Raw genomic sequence first — 25047 nt, forward strand, 5'->3', positions numbered from 1 at the left:
GAGCACGGCGGCAGATGGGATCAGAGGCGGCCCAGGTCGTTCACCAGCGCAAGCAGCATGACACCCAGGACCAGGCTGATGCCGATCTGAACCCCCCAGCCCTGAACCCGCTCCGATAACGGACGCCCTCGGACCCACTCGATCATGTAGAAGAGCAGGTGCCCCCCATCGAGGACCGGAATTGGCAAGAGATTGAGCACCCCCAGACTAATGCTCAGATAGGCGAGGAAATTCAAGAAATCCCCCAGACCGGACTGGGCAGAAGCGCCGGCCACTTTAGCAATGGTTATGGGGCCGCTCAAGTTTTTTACCGAGAGCTCGCCGAGCAGCATTTTCTTCAGCGAATCGAGGGTCAGCAGGCTCATCGTCCAGGTCCGGGTGACCCCTTCGACGGCGGCTTCGAGCGGGCCGTAGCGGACATTGCGCAGCATGTCCTCGGGCCACTCGACACCGGCAACCCCAGCGCCCAGATAGCCGCGCCGCGACTCGCCGTCTCCCCGCGCGGCGAGTTCGACCGCCAGCGTGCGGCGCATGCCGTCACGCTCGACCTCGAGCTCCACCCGCTCGCCGGGGAGCTTCTGGATGCGATCCACGACCGCCTGCCAGTCGGCCAGCGGCGTGCCGTCCAGAGCGACCAGCCGATCGCCGACCGCGAGGCCGGCCCGGGCCGCCGGCCCGTCCGGCTCCAGCTGCGCGACCACCGCCGGCACTGCCGGACGCCAGGGGCGCAGCCCGAGCGATCCGATCGGATCGGGCTCGTCCTCGCCGCGCAGCCACTGGGCGAGCGCCACCTGGTGCCGGTTCTCGACGGAGCCTTCGGATGCCCGGGTGGTGATCGTGAGCGAGCCGCTCTCGCCCAGCCGCCTGACCAGCTGCAGGTTGACGGCCGACCAGCTCGGCGTCTGCTCGCCGTCGATGCTGACGATCTCCTGCCCCACACCCAGCCCGGCGCTGGCCGCCAGGCTGCCCGGCTCGACCGCGCCGATCACCGGCTTGACCTGCTCGCTGCCGAGCATGGCCAGCAGCCAGAAGAACAGCAATGCCAGCAGGAAGTTGGCCAGCGGCCCGGCGGAGACGATGGCCACCCGTTGGCCGACGGTCTTGCGATTGAAGGCCCGGTCGAGCTCGGCCGGGTCCACCGGTCCCTCCCGCTCGTCGAGCATCTTGACGTAGCCGCCCAGGGGGATCGCCGCGATGGCGAACTCGGTGCCGTGGCGGTCGTACCAGCGCACCAGCGGCGTGCCGAAGCCGACCGAGAAACGCAGCACCTTCACGCCGCAGCGGCGCGCGACCCAGAAATGGCCGAATTCATGAAAGGTGACGAGCACACCCAGCGCGACCAGCGTGCCGAGAATCATGTAGAAGGGGCCCATCTCTATCCTCCGGTCAGCGCCCGTGGCGCGACAGCCAAGTCCGAGCCAGTGCACGCGCCCGCGCATCGGCCGCCAGCACGTCCTCCAGGGAGGCGGCGGGACCGCCGGGGTCCGCGCCGAGCACGTCGGCGATGATAGTCGCGATCTCGGTGAAACGGATATGCCGATCGAGGAAGGCGTCGACCGCCACCTCGTTGGCCGCGTTGAGCAGCGCCGGCGCCACACCGCCGGCGAGCGCCGCCTGCCGCGCCAGGCGCAGACAGGGGAAACGCTCGTCGTCCGGAGCCTGGAACTGCAGCTGGCCGATGTGCAGCAGGTCCAGCGGCGATACGCCGGAGTCGATGCGCGCCGGCCAGGCCAGCGCATGCGCGATCGGCGTGCGCATGTCCGGATTGCCGAGCTGGGCCAGGACCGAGCCGTCCTGGTAGTCGACCATCGAGTGGATCACGCTCTGCGGATGGATGACCACCTCGACCTGGTCGGGATGCGCATCGAACAGCCAGCAGGCCTCGATCAGCTCGAGCCCCTTGTTCATCATGCTCGCCGAGTCGACGGAGATCTTGCGCCCCATCGACCAGTTCGGGTGGGCGCAGGCCTGTTCGGGCGTGACCTGGTGCAGCTGCTCGGTCGGCGTCTGGCGGAAGGGCCCGCCCGACGCAGTGAGCAGGATCCGCCGCACCCCGACGCTCGCCAGCCCTCGCGCATAGTCGGCGGGCAGGCACTGGAAAATCGCGTTGTGCTCGCTGTCGATCGGCAACAGCGTCGCCGAACTGTCGCGCAGCGCCTGCATGAACAGCGCGCCGGACATGACCAGAGCTTCCTTGTTCGCCAGCAGCACGCGCTTGCCCGCCTGCACTGCCGACAGGGTCGGACGCAGCCCCGCCGCGCCCACGATGGCCGCCATTACCACGTCCGCGTCCGGGTGCGCGGCGACCTCGCAGAGCCCGCCCTCCCCGGCCAGCACGCGGGTCTCGACGCCGGCACCCGCAAGCTGCTCCTGCAGCAGGCCGGCCGCCTCGGGCTCGGCCACCACGGCGTAGCGGGGACGATGGATCAGGCAGAGCGCCCGCAGTTCCTCCAATCGTGAATGGCCGGTCAGGGCGAACACCCGGTAGCGATCGGGATGGCGTGCGACGACGTCCAGCGTGCTCAGGCCGATCGAACCGGTGGCACCGAGCACGGTGACCTGTAACGGCGCCTCCATCAGACGGCCCATCCGGCAAGCCAGAGCAGCACGGCGAAGACCGGAATCGCCGCGGTGAGGCTGTCGATGCGGTCGAGTATCCCGCCGTGGCCAGGCAGCAGCTGGCTGCTGTCCTTGATGCCCGCCTTGCGCTTGAACATGCTCTCGGTCAGGTCGCCAACCACGGAAATCAGCACGGTGAGCAGCGCGATGACAAGGGCCTGGGCCAGCTCGGCCACCGCCCAGCCGCGGGACAGGCCGACCACCAGGGTGACCACCAGGCTGGCGGCCAGGCCGCCGACCAGGCCTTCCCAGCTCTTGCCGGGGCTGACCATCGGCGCCAGCTTGCGGCGGCCGAAGCGACGGCCGGCGAAATAGGCGCCGATGTCGGCGATCCAGACCAGCATCATCACCGAGAGGATCAACCAGTTGCCCTGCGGCCACTGCTTGAGCAGGACCAGCGCCTGCCAGGCCGGCAGCAGCACCAGCGCGCCGAGCGCCAGGCTGCCCACCGGGCCGCCCCAGTAGCGACTGCTGTTCGGATAGGTCAGCACCAGGCAGGTCGCCGCCGCCCACCAGACCACGCCGGCCGCCAGCACCACGCTGGCGAGCGCCGGTAGCGCCGCCAGCAGGGCCAGCGCGAGCCCGATCGCCACGGCGTAGCCCACGCGCACCGACGGGCTTTCGAAGCCGGCCAGCCGCGCCCACTCCCAGGCGCCGAGGCATACCACCAGTCCGAAGAACAGGGCGAAGGCCACGCCCTTGAGAAGGAAGAAGCCGATCACTGCGATCGGCAGCAACACTGCCGCGGTGATGATGCGCTGTTTCAGCATTCGGCCTGAGCCTCCTGGGCGACCTGCTCGCTGGTCTTGCCGAATCGGCGCTGACGCGTGGAGAAATCGGAGAGCGCCTGGCGCATGGCATCGTGCTTGAAATCGGGCCAGAACAGGTCGGAGAAATACAGCTCGGCGTAGGCCATCTGCCACAGCAGGAAGTTGCTGATCCGCCGCTCGCCGCCGGTGCGGATGCACAGGTCCGGCGGCGGCAGATCGCCGGTCGCCAGGTAGCTCTGGAACAGCGCGGGGGTGATCTCGTCGGGGTTCATCCGCCCGCTTCCCGCTTCACGAGCCAGGCGCTGCGCGGCCTGGACGATGTCCCACTGGCCGCCGTAGTTGGCCGCCACCTGCAGGACGAAACGCCGCCCGCCGCTGGTGAAGGCCTCGGCTTCGGCCATGGCGGCCTGCAGGTCCGGATGAAAGCGCGAGCGATCGCCGATGATCCGCAGGCTGATCCCGTTCTCCTTCAGCCGACGCGTTTCGCGCCGCAGGGCGGACAGGAACAGCTCCATCAGGGCACCGACCTCGTCGGCCGGCCGCTGCCAGTTCTCGCTCGAAAAGGCGAAGAGGGTCAGGACTTCCACCCCCTCCTCCGCGCAGACCTCGATGACGGCGCGAACCGCATCGACGCCCGCCTTGTGCCCTGCCACGCCGGGCAACAGCCGGCGCCTGGCCCAACGATTGTTGCCATCCATGATGATGGCAACATGACGGGGAATACTCCGTCCGGCAATCTGCCTGACCTTATCCATGAACTCTCTACTTGCGCCTGTCAGCGCTTCAAACGATGGGCGGACACCTCAAGGGTGACATCCCGCACAAACGGAGCACTCCAGCGGCACTCTCGCCCGGATACCAGGGACCGGCCGACCGCCGCGTCCCTGCCTTCCGACCAGCCGGCAGCCTGACACACAAGGGCTGTCCGGCAAAGGCGACCGGCCTCAGACGGCCATCAGGTCGGCTTCCTTGTTCTCCAGCGCCTTGTCGATCTCGGCGACGAACTTGTCGGTGATCTTTTGGACCTCGTCCTGGCCGCGACGCTCATCGTCTTCGCTGATTTCCTTTTCCTTGACCAAGTCCTTCAGCTGCGCCAGCGCATCGCGACGGATGTTGCGGATCGCCACGCGGGCGTTCTCCGCCTCGGCGCGGGCCTGGCGGGTGTAGCCCTTGCGGGTTTCCTCGGTCAGCGCCGGCATCGGCACGCGGATGGTGGTGCCGGCGGTCGCCGGGTTCAGGCCCAGGTCTGAGGTCATGATCGCCTTCTCCACCGCCTGGATCATGCTCTTGTCGAACACGGTCAGGGCCAGGGTGCGGGAGTCCTCGGCCACCACGTTGGCCAGCTGCCGCAGAGGGGTGTCGGCCCCGTAGTAGGAAACCATCACGCCGTCGAGGATGCTCGGATGCGCACGACCCGTACGAATCTTGGCGAACGCGTGATCCAGCGCCTCCAGGGTCTTCTTCATGCGCTCCTGCGCGTCTTGCTTGATCTCGTTGATCATTCGTTCGACTCCTCGATCAGGGTTCCTTCGGCGCCACCGAGCACGATGTTGAGCAGGGCACCGGATTTGTTCATGTTGAAGACACGCAGGGGCATGTTGTGGTCGCGGCACAGGCAGATCGCGGTCAGGTCCATCACGCCCAGCTTGCGGTCGAGCACGTTATCGTACGTCAGACGCTCGAATTTTTCGGCATTCGGATCCTTGAACGGATCTGCGGTGTACACGCCGTCGACCTTGGTCGCCTTGAGCACCACGTCGGCGTGGATCTCGATCGCACGCAGGCAGGCCGCCGAATCGGTGGTGAAGAAGGGGTTGCCGGTGCCGGCCGAGAAAATCACCACCTCACCGGTATTGAGGTGGCGCATGGCCTTGCGGCGGTCATAATGATCGGTCACGCCGACCATGGAAATCGCCGACATGACCAGCGCCGGGATGTTCGAGCGCTCCAGCGCGTCGCGCATGGCCAGGGCGTTCATGACCGTGGCCAGCATACCCATGTGGTCACCGGTCACCCGATCCATGCCGGCCGCCGACAGGGCGGCGCCGCGGAACAGGTTGCCGCCTCCGATCACCAGGCCGACCTGTACGCCGATGCCGACCAGCTGGCCGACTTCCAGCGCCATGCGGTCGAGCACCTTGGGGTCGATCCCGAAGTCTTCCGAGCCCATCAGGGCCTCGCCGCTCAACTTCAGAAGAATCCTTTTGTAGCGAGGTTTACGTCCACTCACCTGCTGGGCCATCTGGCAATCTCTCCTGCGGCATCGGAAAAAAATATCTGCGCTTCGACCGCGCACGGGCCTGTTGGTGCCGGAACGGCGACGGAAAAACAGGCTTCTCTCGAAAAAAGAGGCCGCACGCGTGAGCGGGCAGCCTCTTTCGTTACAGCACGAGCCTTACTGCTTGGTGGCGGCGACCTGGGCGGCCACTTCGGCAGCGAAGTCCACCTCGGCCTTCTCGATGCCCTCGCCCACTTCGTAACGAACGAAGGAAACGATCTCGGCACCGGCCTTCTTGGCCAGGCCGCCGACGGTGACTTCCGGGTCCTTGACGAACGGCTGCTCGACCAGGCTGGCCTCGGCCAGGAACTTATTGATGCGGCCCTTGACCATGTTCTCGACGATGTTCTCCGGCTTGCCGGCGATCTTCTCGGCGTTCAGCGCCAGGAAGATTTCCTTTTCCTTGGCGATGGCTTCCGGGGAAACCTGCGACGGGTCGAGGAACTGCGGGTTGCTGGCGGCCACGTGCATGGCGATGTCCTTGGCCAGCTCCGGGTTGCCGCCCTTGAGGACGACCAGCACGCCGATGCGATGGCCATGCAGGTAGGCGCCCACCACGTCGCCTTCGACACGGGTCAGGCGGCGGATGTTGACGTTCTCGCCGGTCTTGGAGACCAGGGCCAGGCGCGCGTCTTCCTGCTGCTCGACCAGCGGAGCGGCGTCGGTCAGGTTCTGCGAGAAGGCCTTGTCGAGGCTGTCGGCCACGAAGTTCTTGAAGTCGTCCTGCAGGGCCAGGAAGTCGGTCTGCGAGTTGACCTCGATGATGACGGCAGCCTTGTTGTCATCGGCGACCTTCACGGCGATCGCGCCTTCGGCGGCGATGTTGCCGGCCTTCTTGGCGGCTTTGATGGCACCGGCGGCGCGCATGTCGTCGATCGCCTTCTCGATGTCGCCGTTGGCGGCGGTGAGGGCCTTCTTGCAATCCATCATGCCCAGGCCGGTACGCTCGCGCAGTTCTTTGACCAGGGCCGCAGTAATCTCTGCCATGTTCGCAATCCTCTCGATTTCGGTTGTCTGAACCAGCCCTCGCTTGGAGGGCAATCAAATCTGAAAGTGGCAAAAAGGGGGCCTAGCCCCCTTTTCGTCCACCGGGTGACGCCATGCGAGGGCTCGTTATCAGCCTTCGGCGGCCTCGGAGGCGGCTTCCTCGACGAACTCGTCGGCAGCACCGCCGTTCTGGCGGCCACGCAGGACCGCGTCGGCCATGGCGCCCAGGTACAGTTGCACGGCGCGGATGGCGTCGTCGTTACCGGGGATCACGTAGTCCACGCCTTCGGGGCTGCTGTTGGTATCGACGATGCCGATGACCGGGATGCCCAGCTTGTTCGCTTCGCTGATGGCGATGCGCTCGTGGTCGACGTCGATCACGAACATGGCATCGGGCAGACCGCCCATCTCCTTGATGCCGCCCAGGCTGCGCTCGAGCTTCTCGAGGTCGCGGGTGCGCATCAGGGCTTCTTTCTTGGTCAGCTTGTCGAAGGTGCCGTCCTGGGACTGGCCCTCGAGCTCGCGCAGACGCTTGATGGAAGCGCGGATGGTCTTGTAGTTGGTGAGCATGCCGCCCAGCCAGCGATGGTCGACGTAGGGCGAGCCGCAACGCGCCGCTTCCTCACGGACCAGCTTACCGGCCGAACGCTTGGTGCCCACGAACAGGATCTTGTTCTTGCCGGCAGCCAGCTTCTCGACGAAGCTCAGGGCTTCGTTGAACATCGGCAGGGTTTTTTCGAGGTTGATGATGTGGATCTTGTTGCGCGCGCCGAAAATGTACTTGTCCATCTTCGGGTTCCAGTAACGGGTCTGGTGGCCGAAGTGCACACCGGCCTTCAGCATATCGCGCATGGTGACTTGAGACATGGGACTTCCTCGGAAAAGTCGGGTTAGGCCTCCACGCGTCCCGATATCCAACCCTTCCGGGCACCCAGGATACCGTGTCGACACGTGTGCGGAGTAAGGCTTTCCAGGCGAGAGCCTGCAAAAGCGGCGCGTTTTATACCATGAACGCGGGCGACTGAAAAGGCGATTCCACCTTGCCCTATATTACGTTGGGCTCGATCTCCAGATCGACGTCGAAGCGTTCGCGGATGTCGGCCTGGATGCGCCGGGCCAGTTCGACCACCTGGGCCCCGCTGGCATGCCCGTAATTGACCAGCACCAGGGCCTGCAGCCGATGCACGCCGGCGTCGCCCTCGCGGAACCCCTTCCAGCCCGCCCGCTCGATCAGCCAGCCGGCCGCCAGCTTCACCCGCCCGTCGCCCTGCGCGAAGCAGACCAGGCCGGGGTGCTCGTTCCGCAACCTGTCCGCCCGTTCCGCGCTGACGACCGGATTCTTGAAGAAGCTGCCGGCATTGCCGAGCACGGCGGGGTCCGGCAGCTTCTCGCTGCGGATCGCGCAGACCGCGCGGCTGACGTCGGCGGCATCGGGATGCTCGACCCCCTCGCCCGCCAGCCACTGGCGTATCGGGCCGTAGTCCAGATTGAGCCGGGCCCGGCGCTGCAGACGAAAGCGCACGCGCAGGACGATCCAGCGCCCGGCTTCGCGCTTGAAGCGGCTGTCGCGGTAGCCGAACGCACAGTCATCGGCCGACAGCTCGATCACGCGCTGCTCCAGACGGTCGAACGCGATCACCGCCACCGCGACGTCCTTCAGCTCGACTCCGTAGGCACCGATGTTCTGGATCGGCGCCGCGCCGACGGTGCCGGGAATGAGGCTCAGGTTCTCCAGCCCGGCATAGCCGCACACGAGCGTATGCTGGACGAACGGGTGCCAGGGCTCGCCGGCCTCGGCCTCCAGCAGCACGGTTTCGCCGTCGTCCGCCAGGACCCGCACGCCGCACGTGGCGATCTGCAGCACCAGCGCCTCGATGTCCCGGGTCAGCACCAGGTTGCTGCCGCCGCCGAGAACCAGCAGGTCCTGCCCGAGGCGCCCGGCCAGTTCGACCGCCTCGAGGATCTGCGCCTGCGAGCAGGCGCGCACGAAGCGGCGCGCCACCACCGGAAAGCCGAAGGTGTTGTAGCGCGCGAGGTCGACGTCCGTCTCGATCGACAGGCTCACAGGACGCGCCTCACGTCGTCGAGCAGTCGCTCGCTGCCCTGCTCGATCAGATCGATCACCCGCTCGAAGCCTTCGGGGCCGCCATAGTAGGGATCGGGAACTTCATCCACCGACAGCTCGTAGCGACGCAGGAACAGGTCCAGCTGCGCCGAGGCGCCCTCCGGCCGCAGCGCCTCGAGGTGCTCGAGGTTGGCGCGATCCATCGCCAGGATCAGGTCGAAGCGCTGGAAGTCGGCGCTCTCGAACTGCCGCGCGCGCAGGTGGGACAGGCGGTAGCCGCGCCGCGCGCCGGCCGCGCAGGTGCGGGCGTCCGGCGCCTTGCCGACGTGCCAGCCGCCGGTGCCGGCCGAGTCGACGAAGATCCGCTCGGCCAGCCCCTGCGCCTCGACCCGATGGCGAAACACGGCCTCGGCCGTCGGCGAGCGGCAGATATTGCCCAGGCAGACGAACAGGATGTGCATCAGTGCTCCAGCAGGCGGCGCACCCGCGCGAGGTCTTCCGGGGTATCGACGCCGGCGGGCGGCGGCTCGATCGCATCGGCGACGTGAATGCGCTCGCCATGCCAGAGTGCGCGCAGCTGCTCCAGGCGCTCGGTGTCCTCCAGCCAGCAGGGGCCCCAGGCGACGAACGCCCGCAGCAGCCGCGCGCGGTAGGCATAGATGCCGATATGCCGGCGGTAGGGCACGCCCTCGGGCAGGGATGTGCGGTCGTCCGCGAAGTGGTCGCGCGCCCAGGGCAACGGGGCACGCGAGAAGGTCAGCGCCATGCCGCGGGCATCACTGAGTACCTTCACCACGTTGGGATTGAACAGGCTCTCGACCCCGTCCAGCGGCTCGGCCAGGGTGGCGATGGCGGCCTGCGGGTTCGCCGCGAGGTTGGCCGCCACCTGGTCGATGACCGTCGGCGGAATCAGCGGCTCGTCGCCCTGGACATTGACCACGATGGCATCGTCGGCGAGCCCGAGGCGCTCGGCCACTTCGGCGAGCCGATCGGTGCCCGAGTTGTGCGCCGGGCTGGTCAACAGCGCTTCGGCGCCGAAGCCTTCGCAGGCCTGGAGAATGCGCTCGTCGTCGGTCGCCACCACAACGCGAGCAGCGGCGCTGCGGCTGGCCTGCCGCCAGACGTGCTCGATCATCGGCTTGCCGGCGATGGCCTGCAGCGGCTTGCCCGGCAGCCGGCTCGAGGAGTATCGAGCCGGAATCACCACCACGAAGGCGTCGCTCATTTGTCCAGCCGCTCATCGACGTCGAGGGTGCGCGCTTCGCTTTCCAGCATCACCGGAATGCCGTCTCGTACCGGAAAGGCCAGCGCATCGGCCTTGCAGACCAGCTCCGATTTGTCGTCGCTCAGCTTGAGTGGGCCCTTGCACAGGGGACAGGCAAGGATATCGAGCAGTTTGGTGTCCATGGCGATCCTTGAATGACCAGTCGCCCCAATGAACGACTAGAAAGTGTCGGGTAACAGCCGCGCCAGTTCGGCATCGAGCCAGGCGACGAAGGTCGTCGTGGGCCTGGCTTCGACTCTCAGGTAGGTCCAGCCGGACGCGGCAAACGCCCGACATTTGACCGCATCCTTTTCAGTCATCACCAGCGGCAGTTCCGGACTGAACGTCAGCTGATCCAGGCGATAGGCCGCGTGATCGGCGAACGGATGTGGAACGGGGCGCCAGTGTAGCGCCTCCAGGGTGGCGAAGAAACGCTGCGGATGGCCGATGCCGGCGACCGCGTGCAATGCCTGGCCGGGCGGAAAATAATCGAGCGGCAGCACCTTCCCGCTGCTCACCTCGACGAGCGAGACCGGCTGCAGGGCAAAGCCGTAGCCGTCGGGAACATCCTCAGTCGCGCCGTTGAACAGCACGGCGTCGACGCTGGCGAGCCGCTCGGGCGGCTCGCGCAATGGCCCGCGCGGTAGACAATGGCGATTGCCGAGGCCGCGCGCCGCATCGATCAGGACGATCTCCAGGTCCCGGTCGAGGCGGTAATGCTGCAAGCCGTCGTCGGAGAGGATGAGGTCGACATCGGCGCCTTCCAGCAGTGCCCGCACCGCCCGCGCGCGATCGGGATCGATGACCACCGGCACGCCGCTGCGGCGCGCGATCAGCAGCGGCTCGTCCCCGGCCACCCGCGCCTCCTGCTCCGCCTGCACCCGCCACGGCCACTGCGGCGGCTGGGCGCCGTAGCCGCGGCTGACGACACCGACCCGCAGCCCACGGGCACGGCAATGCTCGATCAGCCAGAGAATCATCGGCGTCTTGCCGGTACCGCCCACGGTGACATTGCCGATCACGATCACCGGCACCGGCGCGCGGTAGGCGCTTTCCCGGTGCGCGAGAAAACGCCGGCGCCGGCGCCCGCTCACCGCACGGAACGCCCACTCCAGCGGCGCCAGCAAGGCAAGTGCGGGATGACCTTGGTACCAGGCCCGCTGCAACCGTTCGCCGAACCCCATCAGGGCGTCGCCTGCGCCTCGACCGTGGTGATGCGCAGGTGCGAGAAGCCGAGCTTGCCGGCCGCGTCCATGGCGGTGATCACCGCCTGGTGCGGCGTCTTGGCATCGGCGCTGATCATCAACGGCAGGCTGTAGTCGCCCTGCGACTCCTTGTTCAGCGCTGCGGTCAGCGTCTGCAGATCGCTCTTGACCAGGGCCTTGCCATTCAGCGCGTATTGGCCGGTGGCGTCGATCACCACCTCGAGCTGCTTGAGCTCGGTTTCCTGCGGCGGCGTGCCGCTGGCCGCTTCCGGAAGATCCACCTTCAGCTGCGTTTCACGGGTGAAGGTGGTGGTCACGACGAAGAACAGCAGCAGGATGAACACCACGTCGATCAGCGGCGCCAGACCGATCTCGACGTTCTCCCGGGGCTTGCGTCGAAACTTCACGCCCGGCCCTCGCCCAGGTCGACTTCACGATCGCCCTGCACGACCTCCACCAGCTTGATCGCCTCCTGCTCCATGCCGACCACCAGCTCGTCGACCCGGCGCTGCAGATAGCGATGGAAGAACAGTGCCGGAATGGCGACGAACAGGCCGGCGGCCGTGGTGATCAGGGCCTTGGAAATCCCCCCGGCCAGCTGCGGTGCATTGGCCATGCCCGAACCCATGAAGGAGCTGAAGATCTCGATCATGCCCAGCACGGTGCCCAGCAGGCCGAGCAGCGGCGCCATCGCGGCGATGGTGCCCAGGGCATTGAGATAGCGCTCGAGATCGTGCACCACGCGCGTCGCGGCTTCCTCGATGCACTCCTTCATCACTTCGCGGCCGTGCTTGGAGTTGGCCAGCCCGGCGGCGAGCACTTCGCCCAGCGGCGAGCTGGCGCGCAGCTCCTTGAGTTTCTGGTTGCTGAGCTTCTTCTCCTTGATCCACTTCCAGACCTGGCCCAGCAGGTGCGGTGGCGTGACCCGGCTCGGCCGGAGCGTCCACAGGCGCTCGGCGATGATGCCGGCCGCGGCGATCGAGCACAGGATGATCGGCAGCATGATCCAACCGCCTGCTTTAACCAGCTCCCACACGAGAATACCCCCCTGAAAAATGGCGCCACTCTAGCATAGGGCCCTGGGGTCGCCGACGGCCGCCGTTCTCATTTTTCCCGCCAGAACCGTCGTTCGTCGCGCTGGCGTCGCAGCGGCTTGCGCTCGCCCAGAAACAGCTGCAACGCACCGTCGAGCGCGGTGTCGTGAACCCTCACGCCGGCGCTGCGCAGGCGCTCGACCACCAGCGGATGGGGATGGCCGAAGGCGTTGTGCATCCCACGGGAAACCAGGGCATCGCGAGGGCCAACGGCGTCCAGGAAGCGCGCCGAAGTGGAACTGCGGCTGCCATGATGCGGGACCAGCAGCCAGTCCGCCGCGATCGGCCAGCCTTCCTCGACCAGCGCGCCCTCGGTCGCCGCATCGATATCCCCGGTCAGCAGCAGCCGTTCGCCGGCCGCCTCGACCATCAGCACGCAGGAGGCGGCGTTTCCGGTGGCCGCCCGCTCCAGCTTCCACAGCCGGAAATGCACGCCATCCCAGCTCCACTGCTCGCCCCGACGGCAGTCTTCGGCGGCGAGTGCGGCGGGCAGACGAGCGGGCTCGCCACTGACCGTGCGCAGCACCGGCAGCGCGTCGGCGACCGCCCTGGCACCGCCGGCATGGTCGCTGTCGGCATGGCTCAGCAACATGACATCCAGCCGGGAAACGCCGAGCCCGCGCAGCACCGGCACCACCACGCGCTCGCCCAGGTCGAAATCCCCGTAGCGCGGCGCAGCGTCGTAGAGCAGCGCATGACCTTGCGTCTGCACCAGCACCGAAAGCCCCTGCCCCACGTCGAGCACCCAAACCCGCGCCTGGCCCTCGTCCGGCAGCTCCACGCCCGGGAAGAGAAAAGGTAGCGCCAGCACCGCGCCGAACGCCCGTCCGGGCAGGCCGGCCGGCAACAGCAGCAGGAACACGCCAAGCGCCAGCAGACCCCAGGCGACCGGGCCGAGGGTTGGCGGCAGCCAGGCCGGCTGCCACTGGGCGACCAGCGCGAGCAGGTCGAACAGCACCGACAACAGCAAGCCCGCGCCCCAGAGCAGCCCCGCGCCAAGCAGCGGAACTGGCAGCAGCAGCGCGCCGAGCAACGCCGCCGGAACCACCAGCAGGCTGACCCAGGGCACCGCCACCAGGTTGGCCAGCGGGCCGCTGAGGCTGACCGGCAGCCCCAGGGCCAGCATCAGGGGCAGCAACCCGAGCGCCGCCGCCCACTGCGCCCGGCCGAGCGCCTGCCACCATCGCCACGCGCCCAGGCGCCCGCTGAACACCAGGGCGAGCAACGCCACGGCGCCGAACGACAGCCAGAAGCCGGGCTGCAGCGACGCCAGCGGGTCGAGCAGCAGCACGCCGTTCAGCGCCACCAGCAGCGGCAGCCACACACCCAGGTGGCGAAAACGCAGCCGCCAGAGCAGGACCACCGCCACCATCAGGCAGGCCCTGCGCACCGGCACCTCGAAACCGGCCAGCCAGCCGTACGCCAGGGCGCCACTCAAGGCCAGCGCACAGGCCGAGGGCAGCCAGGGCAAGCGTCGCGGCCACAGCCCCCCGCGCGCGAGCACCGCCACCAGGCCATAGAGAAGCCCCGCCAGCATCCCCACGTGCTGGCCGGAGATCACCATCAGATGCACCGTCCCGGTGGCCTGCAGCGCCCGCCAGTCGGCGCTGGAGAGCCCGGAGGCATCGCCCACCACCAGCGCGGCGAGCGCCCCTTGCCGGCCTGCCGCCTCGACGCCGAGCAGGCGCGTCCGCAGGCCGTCGCGCCAGCCGCCCGCCCCTTTCGCCGCCTCCAGGCGCTCGCCGGCCTTGACCGTGCCGGTGGCGCCGAAGCCGCCTGCCAGCAGCCAGGCTTCGTAATCGAACCCCTGCGGATTGACCAGCCCATGCGGACGCTTCAGCCGTGCGGCAACCCGCCAGCGTTCGCCCGCCCGCATATCCGGCCCGCCGTACCAGGCCAGTCGCAGACGATCCGGGAGTCCGTCATGGCGCGATTCGATGGCGGTCATCTCGAAGCGCGTCACGCCTTCGCGGCGATCCGGCAGGCCGACGACCCGCCCTTCGAGCCAGAAGGTCCGCCCGTCGAGCGCGGGCGCCAGGCGGCCGTCCAACGCCCACTGGGCATTGACGCAGGCCCAGCCGAAACCGAGCAGCAGCAGGCCGGCGCTGCGATAGCGGCTAGCTGCGCAGGCCAGCCCCAGCACGGCCAGCCCGAGCACCAGCCAGAGCGGCGGAAGCGTGGGTAGAAAGCGCGGCAGCACCAGGCCGCCGGCCAGCGCGAGCATCCCTGCGCGCATGGAGTGCATGGCGAAGTCCTTTTCTTTTCGTTGCCCGACACGGCGCATCGGGCGCCTCGCGGCAAGCGAGAGAGGACACCATCCCGGCGCCCTCCGGCTGTAGAAGCCTGTCACAAAGCCGCCACATCGCCCCATGGATTCGAGGCATAATCGCCGGGCATCTGCCCGTCAGAGATCTTTCATGCCGCGTCGTTTCATCAAACGCTACATGCCGCATCCCGACCGCATCAAGCACAACAAGTCGCTGCGGTTCCTCGGCACCCTGATCCATGATCCGAACCTGTGGCACCTCAATCGACATTCGGTCGCGAGGGCCATGGCGGTCGGGCTGTTCTGGGCGATGATTCCGATGCCCCTGCAAATGCTCGCCGCAGCCGCCTGCGCCATTCCGGCCCGGGCCAACCTGCCGATCGCGGTCGGGCTGGTCTGGCTGACCAATCCGCTGACGATGCCGCCGGTGTTCTACTGCAACTACAAGGTAGGGACCTGGCTGATGGGCTCGCCGGCATTCGACATGCCGGCCGAGCTCAGCCTGGCCTGGATCCGCTGGCTGCTGCAGACCCACTGGCAGCCGCTGTACCTGGGCTCACTGGTGCTGGGCATCGTCCTGGCGGTGCTCGGCTACAGCCTGACGCAACTGTACTGGCGTATCTGGGTACGGCGCAGCTGGCGCAAGCGCCAGCAGACCCGCAGCGAGCGCCGCAACAGCGATCACTCGTAACGCAGGGCCTCGGCGGGCGAGGTCTGGGCGGCGCGCCAGGAGGGATAGAGCGTGGCGAGGAAGCTCATCAGCAAGGCCGCCACGCTCACCAGCAGCACGTCGCCGACTTCCAGGTGCGACGGCAGCGAACTGATGAAATAGACGTCCGAGCTGAACACGTGCTGGCCCGAGACGCGCTCGAGCCAGGCCACCAGCTCACTGACGTTCAGCGCCGCGAGCACGCCGAGCACCACGCCCGCCAGGGTGCCGGTGAAACCGATGATGCTGCCCTGCACCACGAAGATCGCCATGATCTCGCGCGGCGTGGCCCCGAGGGTGCGCAGGATGGCGATATCGGCGCGCTTGTCGGCGACCACCATGATCAGCGTGGCGATGATGTTGAACGCCGCCACCGCGATGATCAGCATCAGGAGCAGGCCGATCATGGTCTTCTCCATCTTCATCGCGGCGAACAGGCTGCCCTGGGTCTGCGTCCAGTCGAGCGCGCGGTAATCCTCGCCGAGCGTCGCCGCCACCTGCGCGGCAACCGCGGGGGCGCGGTACAGATCCGCCAGCTTCAGGCGCACGCCCTGCACCTGGCCCGGTTCCCAGCGCAGCAGCCGCGCCGCGTCGTCGCGGTGGATCATCGCCAGGCTGCCGTCCAGATCGGCGCCGACCTTGAACACGCCGACCACCGTCAGCCGTTGCAGGCGCGGCGTCACCCCGCCCGGCGCGGCGCTCGCCTCGGGCACGATCAGCGTCAGCTTGTCGCCGACCGAAACGCCGAAGCGTCGGGCGGTCATCGTCCCGAGCACGATGCCGAACTCGCCCGATTTCAATGCCGAGAGCTGCCCGGCGAGCATGTGCGACCCAGCGATCGAGACCTGGTCTTCGACGGCGGGATCGATGCCGTGCACCTGGATCGGCTGCATGGTGCCGCGGAACGACAGCATGCCCTCGAGCTGCGTCAGCGGCGCCACCGCCAGCACCTGCGGATCACGCTCGGCCTGTTGCGCGACGGCCTGCCAGTCGCCCAGCGGCTCGGCGCCGACGATCAGCGCATGCGGAACCATGCCGAGAATCCGGGCGCTCATCTCGCGCTGGAAGCCGTTCATCACCGAGAGCACGACGATCATCGCCAGCACCCCGAGGGCCAGGCCGATCATCGAACTGAGGGAGATGAACGAAATGTAGTGGTTGCGCCGCTTGGCCCGGGTATAGCGGCTGCCGACGTACAGGCTGAAGGGACGGAACATCAGGCAGCCACCAGTCGACCGTCTTCCAGGCGCAGGGTGTGGTCCATCTGCGCGGCCAGCTGCGGGTCGTGCGTCACCACCAGGAAGGCCGTGCGCAGCGAGGTGCTCAGCTCCAGCATGAGTTCCTGGATGCCCTGCGCGGTGTGGTGATCGAGGTTGCCGGTCGGCTCGTCCAGCAGCACCAGCGCCGGCCGGTTGGCCAGCGCCCGGGCGATCGCCACGCGCTGGCGTTCGCCGCCCGACAGCTCGGCCGGCTTGTGCACCAGCCGATGGCCGAGACCGACCCGCTCCAGCAGTTCGGTGGCGCGACGGCGCGCCTCGGGGATCGGCGTACGGCCGATCAGCAGCGGCATGCAGACGTTCTCCAGCGCAGTGAACTCGGGCAGCAGATGATGGAACTGGTAGACGAAGCCGAGCGCCCGGTTGCGCAGCAATCCGCGCGCCTTCTCGTCGAGCGCCGACAGCTCTTCCCCGGCCAGCCAGACACTGCCCTCGCTCGGCGTGTCGAGGCCGCCGAGCAGGTTCAGCAGCGTGCTCTTGCCCGATCCGGAACTGCCGACCACCGCCACGCGCTGGCCGGGAAACAGCTCCAGTTCCAGGCCGGACAGCACGTCCACGGAAACCGGGCCCTGCTCATAGCGCTTGCCCAGGTTGCGGCAGCTGAGGACGGGTTGCTCGGTACGATCGTTCATGGCCGGCTCACTCATAACGTAAGGCCTCGGCAGGCTGCGTACGGGCGGCCCGCCAGGCCGGATAAAGGGTGGCAAGGAAACTCAGGACCAGCGCCGCGCCGCACACCAGCAGCACGTCCTCGGCCATCAGCCGGGAGGGCAGGTAATCGATGAAGTAGACGTCGGCGCTGAGGAACTTGTGCCCCAGCAGGCCTTCCAGGCCGGCGATCCAGGCACTGATGTTCTGCGCCGCGACGATGCCCAGCACGGCCCCGACCAGCGTGCCGACCACGCCGATGACGGTGCCCTGGACCATGAAGATGCGCATGATCCGCCCCGGGGTGGCACCGAGCGTGCGCAGGATGGCGATGTCGCCGCGCTTGTCGGTCACCACCATCACCAGCGTGGAAATGATGTTGAAGGCGGCGACCGCGACGATGAGCAGCAGCAGCAGTCCGATGATCGCCTTTTCCATGCGGATCGCCTGGTAGAGGTTGCCGTGGGTGCGGGTCCAGTCGCGCGAATAGAAGTTGTCGCCCAGCTGCCCGGCCAGCTGCCAGGCCAGCCGTGGCGCCTGGAACAGGTCGTCGAAACGCAGCCGCAGGCCCTGTACCTGGTCGGGCTGCCAGCGCTGCAGGCGGGCCAGGTCCGCCAGGTTGGTCATGGCCACGAAGCCATCGATTTCGCCCGCCCCGACGTGGAAGATGCCGCTCACGGTGAAGCGCTTCATGCGCGGGAACATGCCCGCCGGCGTCACCGTGACTTCCGGCGCGATGAAGGTGATCTTGTCGCCGATGCCGACGCCGAGCTTGGCGGCGGCCCGGTCGCCGATGACGATGTTGAAGTCGCCCGGCGCCAGCGAAGCCATCGAGCCCTCGCGCACGAAATCCTCGATGATCGACACCTGCCGCTCGGCGTCCGGCTCGATCGCGTTGATCAGCACCTTCTGCACCTGGCCCTCATGGGTCAGCAGGCCCTGCATCTGGATGAAGGGGGCCACCGCCAGCACCTGAGGCTGCGCCTCGAGACGCCGGGCGAGCGCCGGCCAGTCGTTCACCGGCACCGGGCTCTCGATGGTTGCATGCGGCACCATCCCCAGCACCCGGGTGCGCATCTCGTGATCGAAGCCGTTCATCACGGACAGCACGACGATCATCACCAGCACGCCGAGCGCCAGGCCGATCATGGAAGTGAAGGAGATAAAGGAAACGAAGAGGCTGCGGCGCCTGGCGCGGGTATAGCGCGCCCCGATGTACACGGACAGCGGTCTGAACATAAGGAGACGGGTTCGCTGGCGGGGTCGTTGAATGCGTGCGGCGGCCGCCGGCTGGAGCCTGTTACACTCGAGCCATCAGGACTGCCATGGTATTGCCATGTCTACTCAGGACATCGAAGAACGGCGGGAATACTACCGTATCGAGGACCGGATCGCACTGGAAATCACCCGGCTCGAGCCTGCGGAAGAGGCACTGGCCGAGGAGGAAGCGCCGCCGGGCTTCGGCCTGCTGGCCGAGCTGCATCATCTGGAATTCGAGGCGCAGCATCTGCTGCGCCAGCTCGGCGAGCGCAACCGCATCCTCGCCAGCTACCTCAAGGTGCAGAACAGGCGCCTGGAGCTGCTCGGACAGACCCTGGCCTCGCACTTGCTCAAGGACGTCGGCACGCCGCGGCCGGTGATCCTCTCCGAGGGCGGCGTGCGCTTCGCCCACGACGAAGGGCTGCCGGTGGGCACCGACGTCTCGCTGAGGCTGGTGCTGCTGCCGCAGACCCTCGGCCTGCAGCTGCGCGCGGAGATCGTGCACTGCCAGCCGCGCGAGGACGGTGGCTTCGACCTGGGCGCGGAATTCAAGTCGCTCAGTGAGTCACAGCGCCAGATGCTCGCCCGGCATATCCTGCAGCAGCAGGCGCTGCGCCGGCGCCAGTCCCGAGAAACCCACCAAGGATGATCCAGATGTTTCGCACGCCCCTGCTGCTCCTGAGCCTCGCCCTCTCCTGCACCGCAGCTGCCGACACCCTGCGCATCCCGGTCGGCAGCCAGGGCGCACCCGCCATCGCCATGCCGCAGAACGGCCAGGCCAGAGCCGAGGTGCTGGAGCGCTTCGGCCTGGCGGACGAGGAGCACGCGCCCGTGGGCAACCCGCCCATCACCCGCTGGGACTACCGGGAGTTCTCGGTGTACTTCGAGCGCGACCGGGTGATTTCCAGCGTCCGCCATCACCGTCCCGCCGGGGGCGGCAACGAGACCCGCTGAACATGACACTGATCTACGGCCACCGCGGAGCCAAGGGCGAGGCGCCCGAGAACACCCTCGCCAGCTTCCGACGCTGCCTCGAACACGGCGTGCGCCGCTGCGAGCTGGACCTGCACCTGTCCCGCGACGGCGAGCTGGTGGTGATCCACGACCCCACGCTCAAGCGCACCACCGGCCGCCGCGGCAAGGTGGCGCAGACCCTGGCCGCCGAGCTGATGGCCTACGACGCCCGCCTGGGTGGCCCCGGCTGGAAGAGCGAGTGCCCGATCCCGCGCCTGGCCGATCTTTTCGACGCCTGCGACTTCGAGCACTGGCAGTTGGAGGTCAAGAGCGCATCGCGCCAGCGCGCGGCGCGCACCGTGGTGGCGATCCGCGATCTGGCGCAGGCCCGGGGCCTGCTCGAGCGCGTCACCCTCACGTCGAGCTCGCGCGAGGTGCTGAAAGCGGCATGCCAGCACGCCCCCGAGCTTGCCCGCGGGCTGGTGGCCGAATACGACTGGCTCGATCCCCTGAAGGTCGCGCGCCAGTATGGCTGCAGCCTGCTCGCCATCAAGTGGACCCTGTGCACGCGCGAGCGCGTCGCCCGGGCGCAGCGCGACAACCTGCACGTCTCGGTGTGGACGGTCAACGACGCGGCCTTGATGCGCCGGCTCGCCGACATGGGCGTCGACAGCCTGATCACCGATTTCCCCGGGCTTGCGGTCTCGGTACTGGCGGACAGGCCCCGGCACGCGGCCGGCACCTGACGGCGCGAGCTGGAATCAGCGTCCTTGCCTCGACCAGCCGGCAACCGGTCGGCCAGATTGGACTGCCGCCACATAGCATGGTCCAACGTCTGGTGGGCTGAAGCCCACCCTACGACCGCACCCCTGCCATGGCGGGGCGTTTCCTTCCCACAGGAGCGGCGCGAAAAACGCCCTCATCCGGCCCTCAGGCCACCTTCTCCCAGCTTGGTAAGCGGGGCGTTTTCTCCCCCGAAGCGGGCCTGCTCGCGTAAAAGCCCTCACCCGGCCCTGCGGGCCACCTTCTCCCAGCGGGAGGAAAGGCTCGGCGCTGCTCGTAGGGGCCGCTGTGTGCACCTGCCGCGCCTATAGGAGCAGGCTCTGCCTGCGGCCCGGGTATGCAGGTCGCTGCGGCCCCACGCCAATAACCCTCTCTCCCTCCGGGTGAGGGCTGGTGTGCAGGGCCGCCCTCTCCTCCAGGGAAGAAGGGAGCGGTACGGCGTGCCTGTCGAGGGCAACCAGCCGCTCTTACGCCCCGCCCCGTTGTTCCAGCTCCGTTCTCAGAAGCTTTCCCGGTTGGGCCAGCGCCATGGAGTCTCGGCGCCTGGCCCGGCCTCCCCGCCCGGCTCCGGTCGCCGGGCGGAGCCGCTCAAAAAAGCCGGTTGAGCCCGTCGAAGGCGGCCACCCGGTAGGCTTCCGCCATGGTCGGGTAGTTGAAGGTGGTATTGATGAAGTACTTCAGCGAGTTGGCCTCGCCCTTCTGGTTCATGATCGCCTGCCCGATGTGCACGATCTCCGAGGCCTGGTAGCCGAAGCAGTGCACCCCGAGGATTTCCAGCGTTTCCCGGTGGAACAGGATCTTCAGCATGCCGACCGGCTCACCGGCGATCTGCGCACGCGCCATGGCCTTGAAGAACGCCTTGCCGACTTCGTAGGGGATCTTGGCCTGCGTCAGCTCGCGCTCGTTCTTGCCGAGCGAGCTGATCTCCGGAATGGTGTAGATGCCGGTGGGCACGTCGTCGACGAAGCGCCAGCTGTCGTTCTCGACGATGCTGCCGGCGGCCGAGCGACCCTGGTCGTAGGCGGCGCTGGCCAGCGCCGGCCAGCCGATGACGTCGCCGGCACCGTAGATGTTGCCGACCTCGGTGCGGTAGTGCTCGTCGACCTGGATCTGGCCGCGCGAGTTGACCTTGATGCCGATGTTCTCCAGCCCCAGCTTGTCGGTATTGCCGGTCCGGCCGTTGCACCAGAGCAGCGCGTCGGCCTTGATCTTCTTACCCGACTTGAGGTGCAGGATAACGCCGTTCTCCACGCCCTCGACCCGCTCGTACTCTTCGTTGTGGCGGATCAGCACGTTGTTGTTGCGCAGGTGATAGCTGAGCGCGTCGGAGATTTCGTCGTCGAGGAAGCTCAGCAACTGGTCGCGGGTGTCCACCAGGTCCACCAGCACGCCCAGGCCGCTGAAGATGGACGCATATTCACAGCCGATCACCCCGGCACCGTAGACGATCAGCCGGCGCGGCGTGTGGCTGAGGGTGAGGATGGTGTCGCTGTCGTAGACGCGCGGGTGATTGAAGTCGATGTCGGCCGGACGGTATGGCCGCGAGCCGGTAGCAATGATGATCTGCGGCGCGACCAGACGCTCGACGACACCGTTCAGGCAGACCACCTCGACGGTGTTCTCGTCGGCGAAGCTGGCAGTCCCGAAGAACAGGTCGATGCGATTGCGCGCGTAGTACCCGGTACGCGCGGTGACCTGCTTGGCGATGACCTTCTCGGCGCTTTTCAGTACATCGGGAAAGGAAAACCAGCGCGGCTCGCCGATCTGGCGGAACAGCGGATTGGTGTTGTACTGCATGATCTGCCGTACGGAATGACGCAGCGCCTTGGAGGGAATGGTGCCCTGGTGGGTGGAATTGCCCCCCACCTGCGGGCGGTTGTCGACGACTGCGACCTTGCGGCCGGCCTTGGCCGCGTTCATCGCCGCGCCCTCCCCCGCCGGCCCCGAACCGAGCACCACTACGTCATAGTTGTAGACAGCCATATAGTCTCCTGGAATGCGGACGCCTCGTGAGCGGGCCGCCGGTTGACAGATTCGGTTGAAATAGGCGGGAACACCACCGGCCGGAGCCCTCACTCCAGCCGGCGGTGCAGTGCAGCGAGTTTTCGCGCGTCCCTGCCGCTAGGGTCTGTTGCCGTTTCGTCGCGAGCCGCGTTGCCGCGCCAAATGGCGCCAGGCCAGGCGCGGGACGCAGGCAATGGTGATCCCTTGCCAAGTCCCGCAACGCCGCATGGCGCCATTTGCCGCGCAACCCTGCGGGACGGGCCTGTTTTTGCGCGATGCGGCGTTTCTCGTCGTTTATTTGGAATGACCAAACTGCACTCCCTCGTGCCTTGCCTCGCGCAAAAACAGGCTCCGGCGCGGCCGCGTACGAAATGGCAACAGACCCTAGCGCTTGGTCGCATCGTAGGCGAGGTCGGAATTCGCGTCCCGGGCCGCCTGAGCGTTGACTTCCTCGCACTTTTCGCGGCTTCCGCCGCAGATCGAACATTCTTTCTCGATACCCAGGTTGGCGATGCCGCCGCAGGAACCGGCGATCGGCTTGCGCCCCATGATCACCCCCACGGCCATGCCGAGCACCACCAGCAACATGACGCCGAATGCCAGCAACCAGGTCATTGCTCACCTCCCGCACCGAACAGCTCGTCAAAGGCCTCGGTGCTTTTCGTTGCGAAACCGTCGCCTTCCCGGATCACGAAGAAGGCGGGAATACCCTTGTCCTCGGCGAACGCCAGACCGCGCTCCGGACCGAGCACCATCAACACGGTAGACAACCCGTCCGCACGCATTGCGGAGGGCTGCGCCACTGTAACCGATGCCAGCCGATGAGTGATCGGTGCGCCCGTTTCCGGGTCGAGGGTGTGTGAAAAGCGTCGTCCGTCCTGCTCGAAGTAATTGCGGTAGTCGCCGGAGGTCGAGATCGACTGGCCGTCGAGTTCGATGATCTTCTGGGCGACACGCTCGTCGTCCCGTGGCGCCTCGATCGCGATGCGCCAGGGCGAACCGTCGGGCTTGCGTCCTTCGGCCTTCAGCTCGCCGGTGATTTCCACCAGGTAGCTGCCCACGCCGAGGGCCTTCAGCCGCTCGACGACCTTGTCCACCGCATAGCCGGCGGCGATGCTGTTGAAGTCCACTTCGAGCGCGGTGTCCTTGCACAGCCGCTCGCCCTCGACGCGCAGGTGGTGGTGGCCGACCTGCTCGCGCACCCTGGCGATCTCGTCCGCCGCCGGCACCCGCGTGCCCGTGCCCTTGGGGCCGAAGCCCCAGAGATTGAGCAGCGGTTCGAGCGTCAGGTCGAGGGCGCCGCCGCTTTCCTCGGACAGCGCCCTGCCGGCCTCGACCAGCTCGAGCACCGCCGGCGGCATGGCCTCGCAGCTGCCCGGCGGAAGCGCGTTGAACCGCTCGATCGCCGAATCGGAACGATAGGTCGAGAGCTGCCGGTCGAGGTCGGCGAGGATCTGCTCGGTCTCGGCCTGCAGCGCCTCGGGCCCTTCGATGCCCTGCGCGCGGACGTACTTGACCGAGTAGGTGCTGCCCATGGTGGGGCCGCCGAAAGCCTCGACGCTCTCCTGAAATGGACAGCCCGCCAGGGCTGCCGCGCAAGCGACAGCGATGACGGGCCGGATGACCGCTGGGAACATGCTAGCCGCCGAAATCGTCGAGCAGGATGTTCTCAGGTTCGACACCAAGATCGGTCAGCATCTTGATCACCGAGGCGTTCATCATCGGCGGGCCGCACATGTAGAACTCGCAGTCCTCCGGCGCCGGGTGATTCTTGAGGTAGTTCTCGAACAGGACGTTATGGATGAAGCCGGTGGGCCCGCTCCAATTGTCCTCGGGCTGCGGATCGGAGAGCGCCAGGTGCCACTGGAAGTTCTCGTTCTCCGACTGCAGCTGGTCGTACTCCTCGACGTAGAAGGCTTCGCGCAGCGAGCGCGCGCCGTACCAGAAGCTCATCTTGCGCTTGGACTTCAGGCGCTTGAGCTGGTCGAAGATGTGCGAGCGCATCGGCGCCATGCCGGCACCGCCGCCAATGAAGACCATCTCGGCGTCGGTGTCCTTGGCGAAGAACTCGCCGAACGGACCGTACACGGTGACCTTGTCGCCCGGCTTGAGGCTGAACACCCAGGAGGACATCTTGCCCGGCGGCACGTCGTCCTTGCCCGGCGGCGGCGAGGCGATACGGATGTTGAACTTCACGATGCCGCGCTCTTCCGGGTAGTTGGCCATGGAGTAGGCGCGAATGGTGGTCTCGTCCACCTTCGACACGTACTTCCACAGGTTGAACTTGTCCCAGTCGCCGCGGAATTCCGGCTGGATGTCGAAATCCTTGTAGTGCACGGTGTGTGGCGGGCACTCCAGCTGCACGTAGCCGCCGGCGCGGAAGTTGACGTTCTCGCCTTCCGGCAGCCGCAGGGTGAGCTCCTTGATGAAGGTGGCGACGTTCGGGTTGGACTCGACCGTGCACTCCCATTTCTTCACGCCGAAGACTTCTTCCGGCACCTCGATCTTCATGTCCTGCTTGACCGGGGTCTGGCAGGACAGGCGCCAGCCTTCGCCGGCCTCGCGGCGGGTGAAGTGCGACTCCTCGGTGGGCAGCATCTCGCCGCCGCCGCTCTCGACGATGCACTTGCACTGCGCACAGGTACCGCCGCCCCCGCAGGCCGAGGACAGGAAGATGTTGTTGGCCGCCAGCGTCTGCAGCAGCTTGCCGCCGGCGGGCACGGTGATCGTGCGCTCGCCGTTGATTTCGATGTTCACGTCGCCGCTGGAGACCAGCTTGGCGCGCGCCGCCAGGATGATGACCACCAGCGCGATGACGATGGCGGTGAACATGCCGATGGCGAGGAATATTTCATAGTTCATCG

General features: G+C 67.3%; 27 protein-coding genes. 4 read left to right on the forward strand and 23 right to left on the reverse strand.

What is annotated here, in order from left to right; translation table 11 throughout:
- Positions 1-20 precede the first annotated feature (20 nt).
- From rseP to H610_RS0110120, 16 genes are all read right to left on the reverse strand, one after another.
- Positions 21-1373 (reverse strand): RIP metalloprotease RseP, encoded by a 1353-nt coding sequence (gene rseP, locus H610_RS0110045; RefSeq protein ID WP_028239541.1) that lies wholly within the window; start codon positions 1371-1373, stop codon positions 21-23.
- Between the two features lie 13 nt (positions 1374-1386).
- Positions 1387-2577, reverse strand: coding sequence for a 1-deoxy-D-xylulose-5-phosphate reductoisomerase (gene ispC / locus H610_RS0110050; protein WP_028239542.1), 1191 nt, complete (start codon positions 2575-2577; stop codon positions 1387-1389).
- Positions 2577-3389, reverse strand: a complete 813-nt coding sequence (locus H610_RS0110055; RefSeq protein ID WP_028239543.1) for a phosphatidate cytidylyltransferase — start codon at positions 3387-3389, stop codon at positions 2577-2579. Before H610_RS0110055 ends, ispC begins: the two co-directional genes overlap by 1 nt.
- Positions 3383-4144, reverse strand: a complete 762-nt coding sequence (gene uppS, locus H610_RS0110060; RefSeq protein WP_028239544.1) for a polyprenyl diphosphate synthase — start codon at positions 4142-4144, stop codon at positions 3383-3385. Before uppS ends, H610_RS0110055 begins: the two co-directional genes overlap by 7 nt.
- A 189-nt stretch (positions 4145-4333) precedes the next feature.
- The gene (frr, locus tag H610_RS0110065) at positions 4334-4891 is read right to left on the reverse strand and encodes a ribosome recycling factor (RefSeq protein WP_028239545.1); all 558 of its coding nucleotides are present in this window, start codon (positions 4889-4891) and stop codon (positions 4334-4336) included.
- The gene (gene pyrH, locus H610_RS0110070; RefSeq protein ID WP_028239546.1) at positions 4888-5631 is read right to left on the reverse strand and encodes a UMP kinase; all 744 of its coding nucleotides are present in this window, start codon (positions 5629-5631) and stop codon (positions 4888-4890) included. The genes frr and pyrH overlap by 4 nt, the downstream gene beginning before the upstream one ends.
- A 153-nt stretch (positions 5632-5784) precedes the next feature.
- Positions 5785-6654, reverse strand: coding sequence for a translation elongation factor Ts (gene tsf, locus H610_RS0110075; protein ID WP_028239547.1), 870 nt, complete (start codon positions 6652-6654; stop codon positions 5785-5787).
- A gap of 129 nt (positions 6655-6783) precedes the next feature.
- Positions 6784-7521 (reverse strand): 30S ribosomal protein S2, encoded by a 738-nt coding sequence (gene rpsB, locus H610_RS0110080; protein ID WP_028239548.1) that lies wholly within the window; start codon positions 7519-7521, stop codon positions 6784-6786.
- Between the two features lie 178 nt (positions 7522-7699).
- Positions 7700-8719, reverse strand: a complete 1020-nt coding sequence (gene murB, locus H610_RS0110085) for a UDP-N-acetylmuramate dehydrogenase (protein ID WP_028239549.1) — start codon at positions 8717-8719, stop codon at positions 7700-7702.
- A complete protein-coding gene (locus H610_RS0110090) occupies positions 8716-9180 on the reverse strand; it encodes a low molecular weight protein-tyrosine-phosphatase (protein WP_028239550.1) in 465 nt (154 codons plus the stop codon). The genes murB and H610_RS0110090 overlap by 4 nt, the downstream gene beginning before the upstream one ends.
- Positions 9180-9944 (reverse strand): 3-deoxy-manno-octulosonate cytidylyltransferase, encoded by a 765-nt coding sequence (kdsB, locus tag H610_RS0110095; protein ID WP_028239551.1) that lies wholly within the window; start codon positions 9942-9944, stop codon positions 9180-9182. The genes H610_RS0110090 and kdsB overlap by 1 nt, the downstream gene beginning before the upstream one ends.
- On the reverse strand, positions 9941-10126 hold the full coding sequence (locus tag H610_RS0110100; RefSeq protein ID WP_028239552.1) for a Trm112 family protein: 186 nt from the start codon (positions 10124-10126) through the stop codon (positions 9941-9943). The genes kdsB and H610_RS0110100 overlap by 4 nt, the downstream gene beginning before the upstream one ends.
- A gap of 36 nt (positions 10127-10162) precedes the next feature.
- Complete coding sequence (lpxK, locus tag H610_RS0110105; protein ID WP_028239553.1) at positions 10163-11167, reverse strand: tetraacyldisaccharide 4'-kinase; 1005 nt, start codon at positions 11165-11167, stop codon at positions 10163-10165.
- Positions 11167-11595, reverse strand: a complete 429-nt coding sequence (locus H610_RS0110110) for an ExbD/TolR family protein (protein WP_028239554.1) — start codon at positions 11593-11595, stop codon at positions 11167-11169. Before H610_RS0110110 ends, lpxK begins: the two co-directional genes overlap by 1 nt.
- Positions 11592-12224 (reverse strand): MotA/TolQ/ExbB proton channel family protein, encoded by a 633-nt coding sequence (locus H610_RS0110115; protein ID WP_028239555.1) that lies wholly within the window; start codon positions 12222-12224, stop codon positions 11592-11594. Before H610_RS0110115 ends, H610_RS0110110 begins: the two co-directional genes overlap by 4 nt.
- Before the next feature lie 68 nt (positions 12225-12292).
- Positions 12293-14518, reverse strand: a complete 2226-nt coding sequence (locus tag H610_RS0110120; protein WP_028239556.1) for a DNA internalization-related competence protein ComEC/Rec2 — start codon at positions 14516-14518, stop codon at positions 12293-12295.
- 181 nt (positions 14519-14699) lie between these two features.
- On the opposite strand from H610_RS0110120, the gene H610_RS0110125 reads away from it, so the two are divergent.
- On the forward strand, positions 14700-15239 hold the full coding sequence (locus H610_RS0110125; protein ID WP_028239557.1) for a DUF2062 domain-containing protein: 540 nt from the start codon (positions 14700-14702) through the stop codon (positions 15237-15239).
- Here the strand turns inward: H610_RS0110125 and H610_RS0110130 are convergent.
- Genes H610_RS0110130 through H610_RS0110140 form a run of 3 tightly spaced genes read right to left on the reverse strand, consistent with a single transcriptional unit; the run spans position 15230 to position 18421 of the window.
- Positions 15230-16474 carry a lipoprotein-releasing ABC transporter permease subunit gene (locus H610_RS0110130; protein WP_028239558.1) on the reverse strand — a complete coding sequence of 415 codons (1245 nt, stop codon included), beginning with the start codon at positions 16472-16474 and terminating at the stop codon, positions 15230-15232. The genes H610_RS0110125 and H610_RS0110130 overlap by 10 nt on opposite strands.
- On the reverse strand, positions 16474-17181 hold the full coding sequence (gene lolD, locus H610_RS0110135) for a lipoprotein-releasing ABC transporter ATP-binding protein LolD (protein WP_043238188.1): 708 nt from the start codon (positions 17179-17181) through the stop codon (positions 16474-16476). Before lolD ends, H610_RS0110130 begins: the two co-directional genes overlap by 1 nt.
- A complete protein-coding gene (locus H610_RS0110140; protein ID WP_028239560.1) occupies positions 17174-18421 on the reverse strand; it encodes a lipoprotein-releasing ABC transporter permease subunit in 1248 nt (415 codons plus the stop codon). Before H610_RS0110140 ends, lolD begins: the two co-directional genes overlap by 8 nt.
- A gap of 97 nt (positions 18422-18518) precedes the next feature.
- Between H610_RS0110140 and H610_RS0110145 the strand changes: the two genes are divergently transcribed.
- From H610_RS0110145 to H610_RS0110155, 3 genes are read left to right on the forward strand one after another with little or no spacing between them, the layout of a single operon-like run.
- Positions 18519-19091: a PilZ domain-containing protein gene (locus tag H610_RS0110145; protein ID WP_028239561.1), complete on the forward strand. Its 573-nt coding sequence runs from the start codon at positions 18519-18521 to the stop codon at positions 19089-19091.
- 5 nt (positions 19092-19096) lie between these two features.
- Positions 19097-19396, forward strand: coding sequence for a hypothetical protein (locus tag H610_RS0110150; protein ID WP_028239562.1), 300 nt, complete (start codon positions 19097-19099; stop codon positions 19394-19396).
- A gap of 2 nt (positions 19397-19398) precedes the next feature.
- Positions 19399-20142 carry a glycerophosphodiester phosphodiesterase gene (locus H610_RS0110155; protein WP_028239563.1) on the forward strand — a complete coding sequence of 248 codons (744 nt, stop codon included), beginning with the start codon at positions 19399-19401 and terminating at the stop codon, positions 20140-20142.
- 625 nt (positions 20143-20767) lie between these two features.
- On the opposite strand, the gene sthA is transcribed toward H610_RS0110155, so the two are convergent.
- The 4 genes from sthA to nqrF all read right to left on the reverse strand — a co-directional run bounded on the left by sthA (position 20768) and on the right by nqrF (position 25045).
- Positions 20768-22162, reverse strand: coding sequence for a Si-specific NAD(P)(+) transhydrogenase (gene sthA / locus H610_RS0110160; RefSeq protein ID WP_028239564.1), 1395 nt, complete (start codon positions 22160-22162; stop codon positions 20768-20770).
- A gap of 405 nt (positions 22163-22567) precedes the next feature.
- Positions 22568-22798 (reverse strand): (Na+)-NQR maturation NqrM, encoded by a 231-nt coding sequence (nqrM, locus tag H610_RS0110165; protein ID WP_028239565.1) that lies wholly within the window; start codon positions 22796-22798, stop codon positions 22568-22570.
- Positions 22795-23718, reverse strand: coding sequence for an FAD:protein FMN transferase (locus tag H610_RS0110170; RefSeq protein ID WP_028239566.1), 924 nt, complete (start codon positions 23716-23718; stop codon positions 22795-22797). The genes nqrM and H610_RS0110170 overlap by 4 nt, the downstream gene beginning before the upstream one ends.
- A 103-nt stretch (positions 23719-23821) precedes the next feature.
- Positions 23822-25045, reverse strand: coding sequence for an NADH:ubiquinone reductase (Na(+)-transporting) subunit F (gene nqrF / locus H610_RS0110175; protein ID WP_028239567.1), 1224 nt, complete (start codon positions 25043-25045; stop codon positions 23822-23824).
- Positions 25046-25047 lie beyond the last annotated feature (2 nt).

Source organism: Stutzerimonas azotifigens DSM 17556 (assembly GCF_000425625.1).
GTDB classification, from domain to species: domain Bacteria; phylum Pseudomonadota; class Gammaproteobacteria; order Pseudomonadales; family Pseudomonadaceae; genus Stutzerimonas; species Stutzerimonas azotifigens.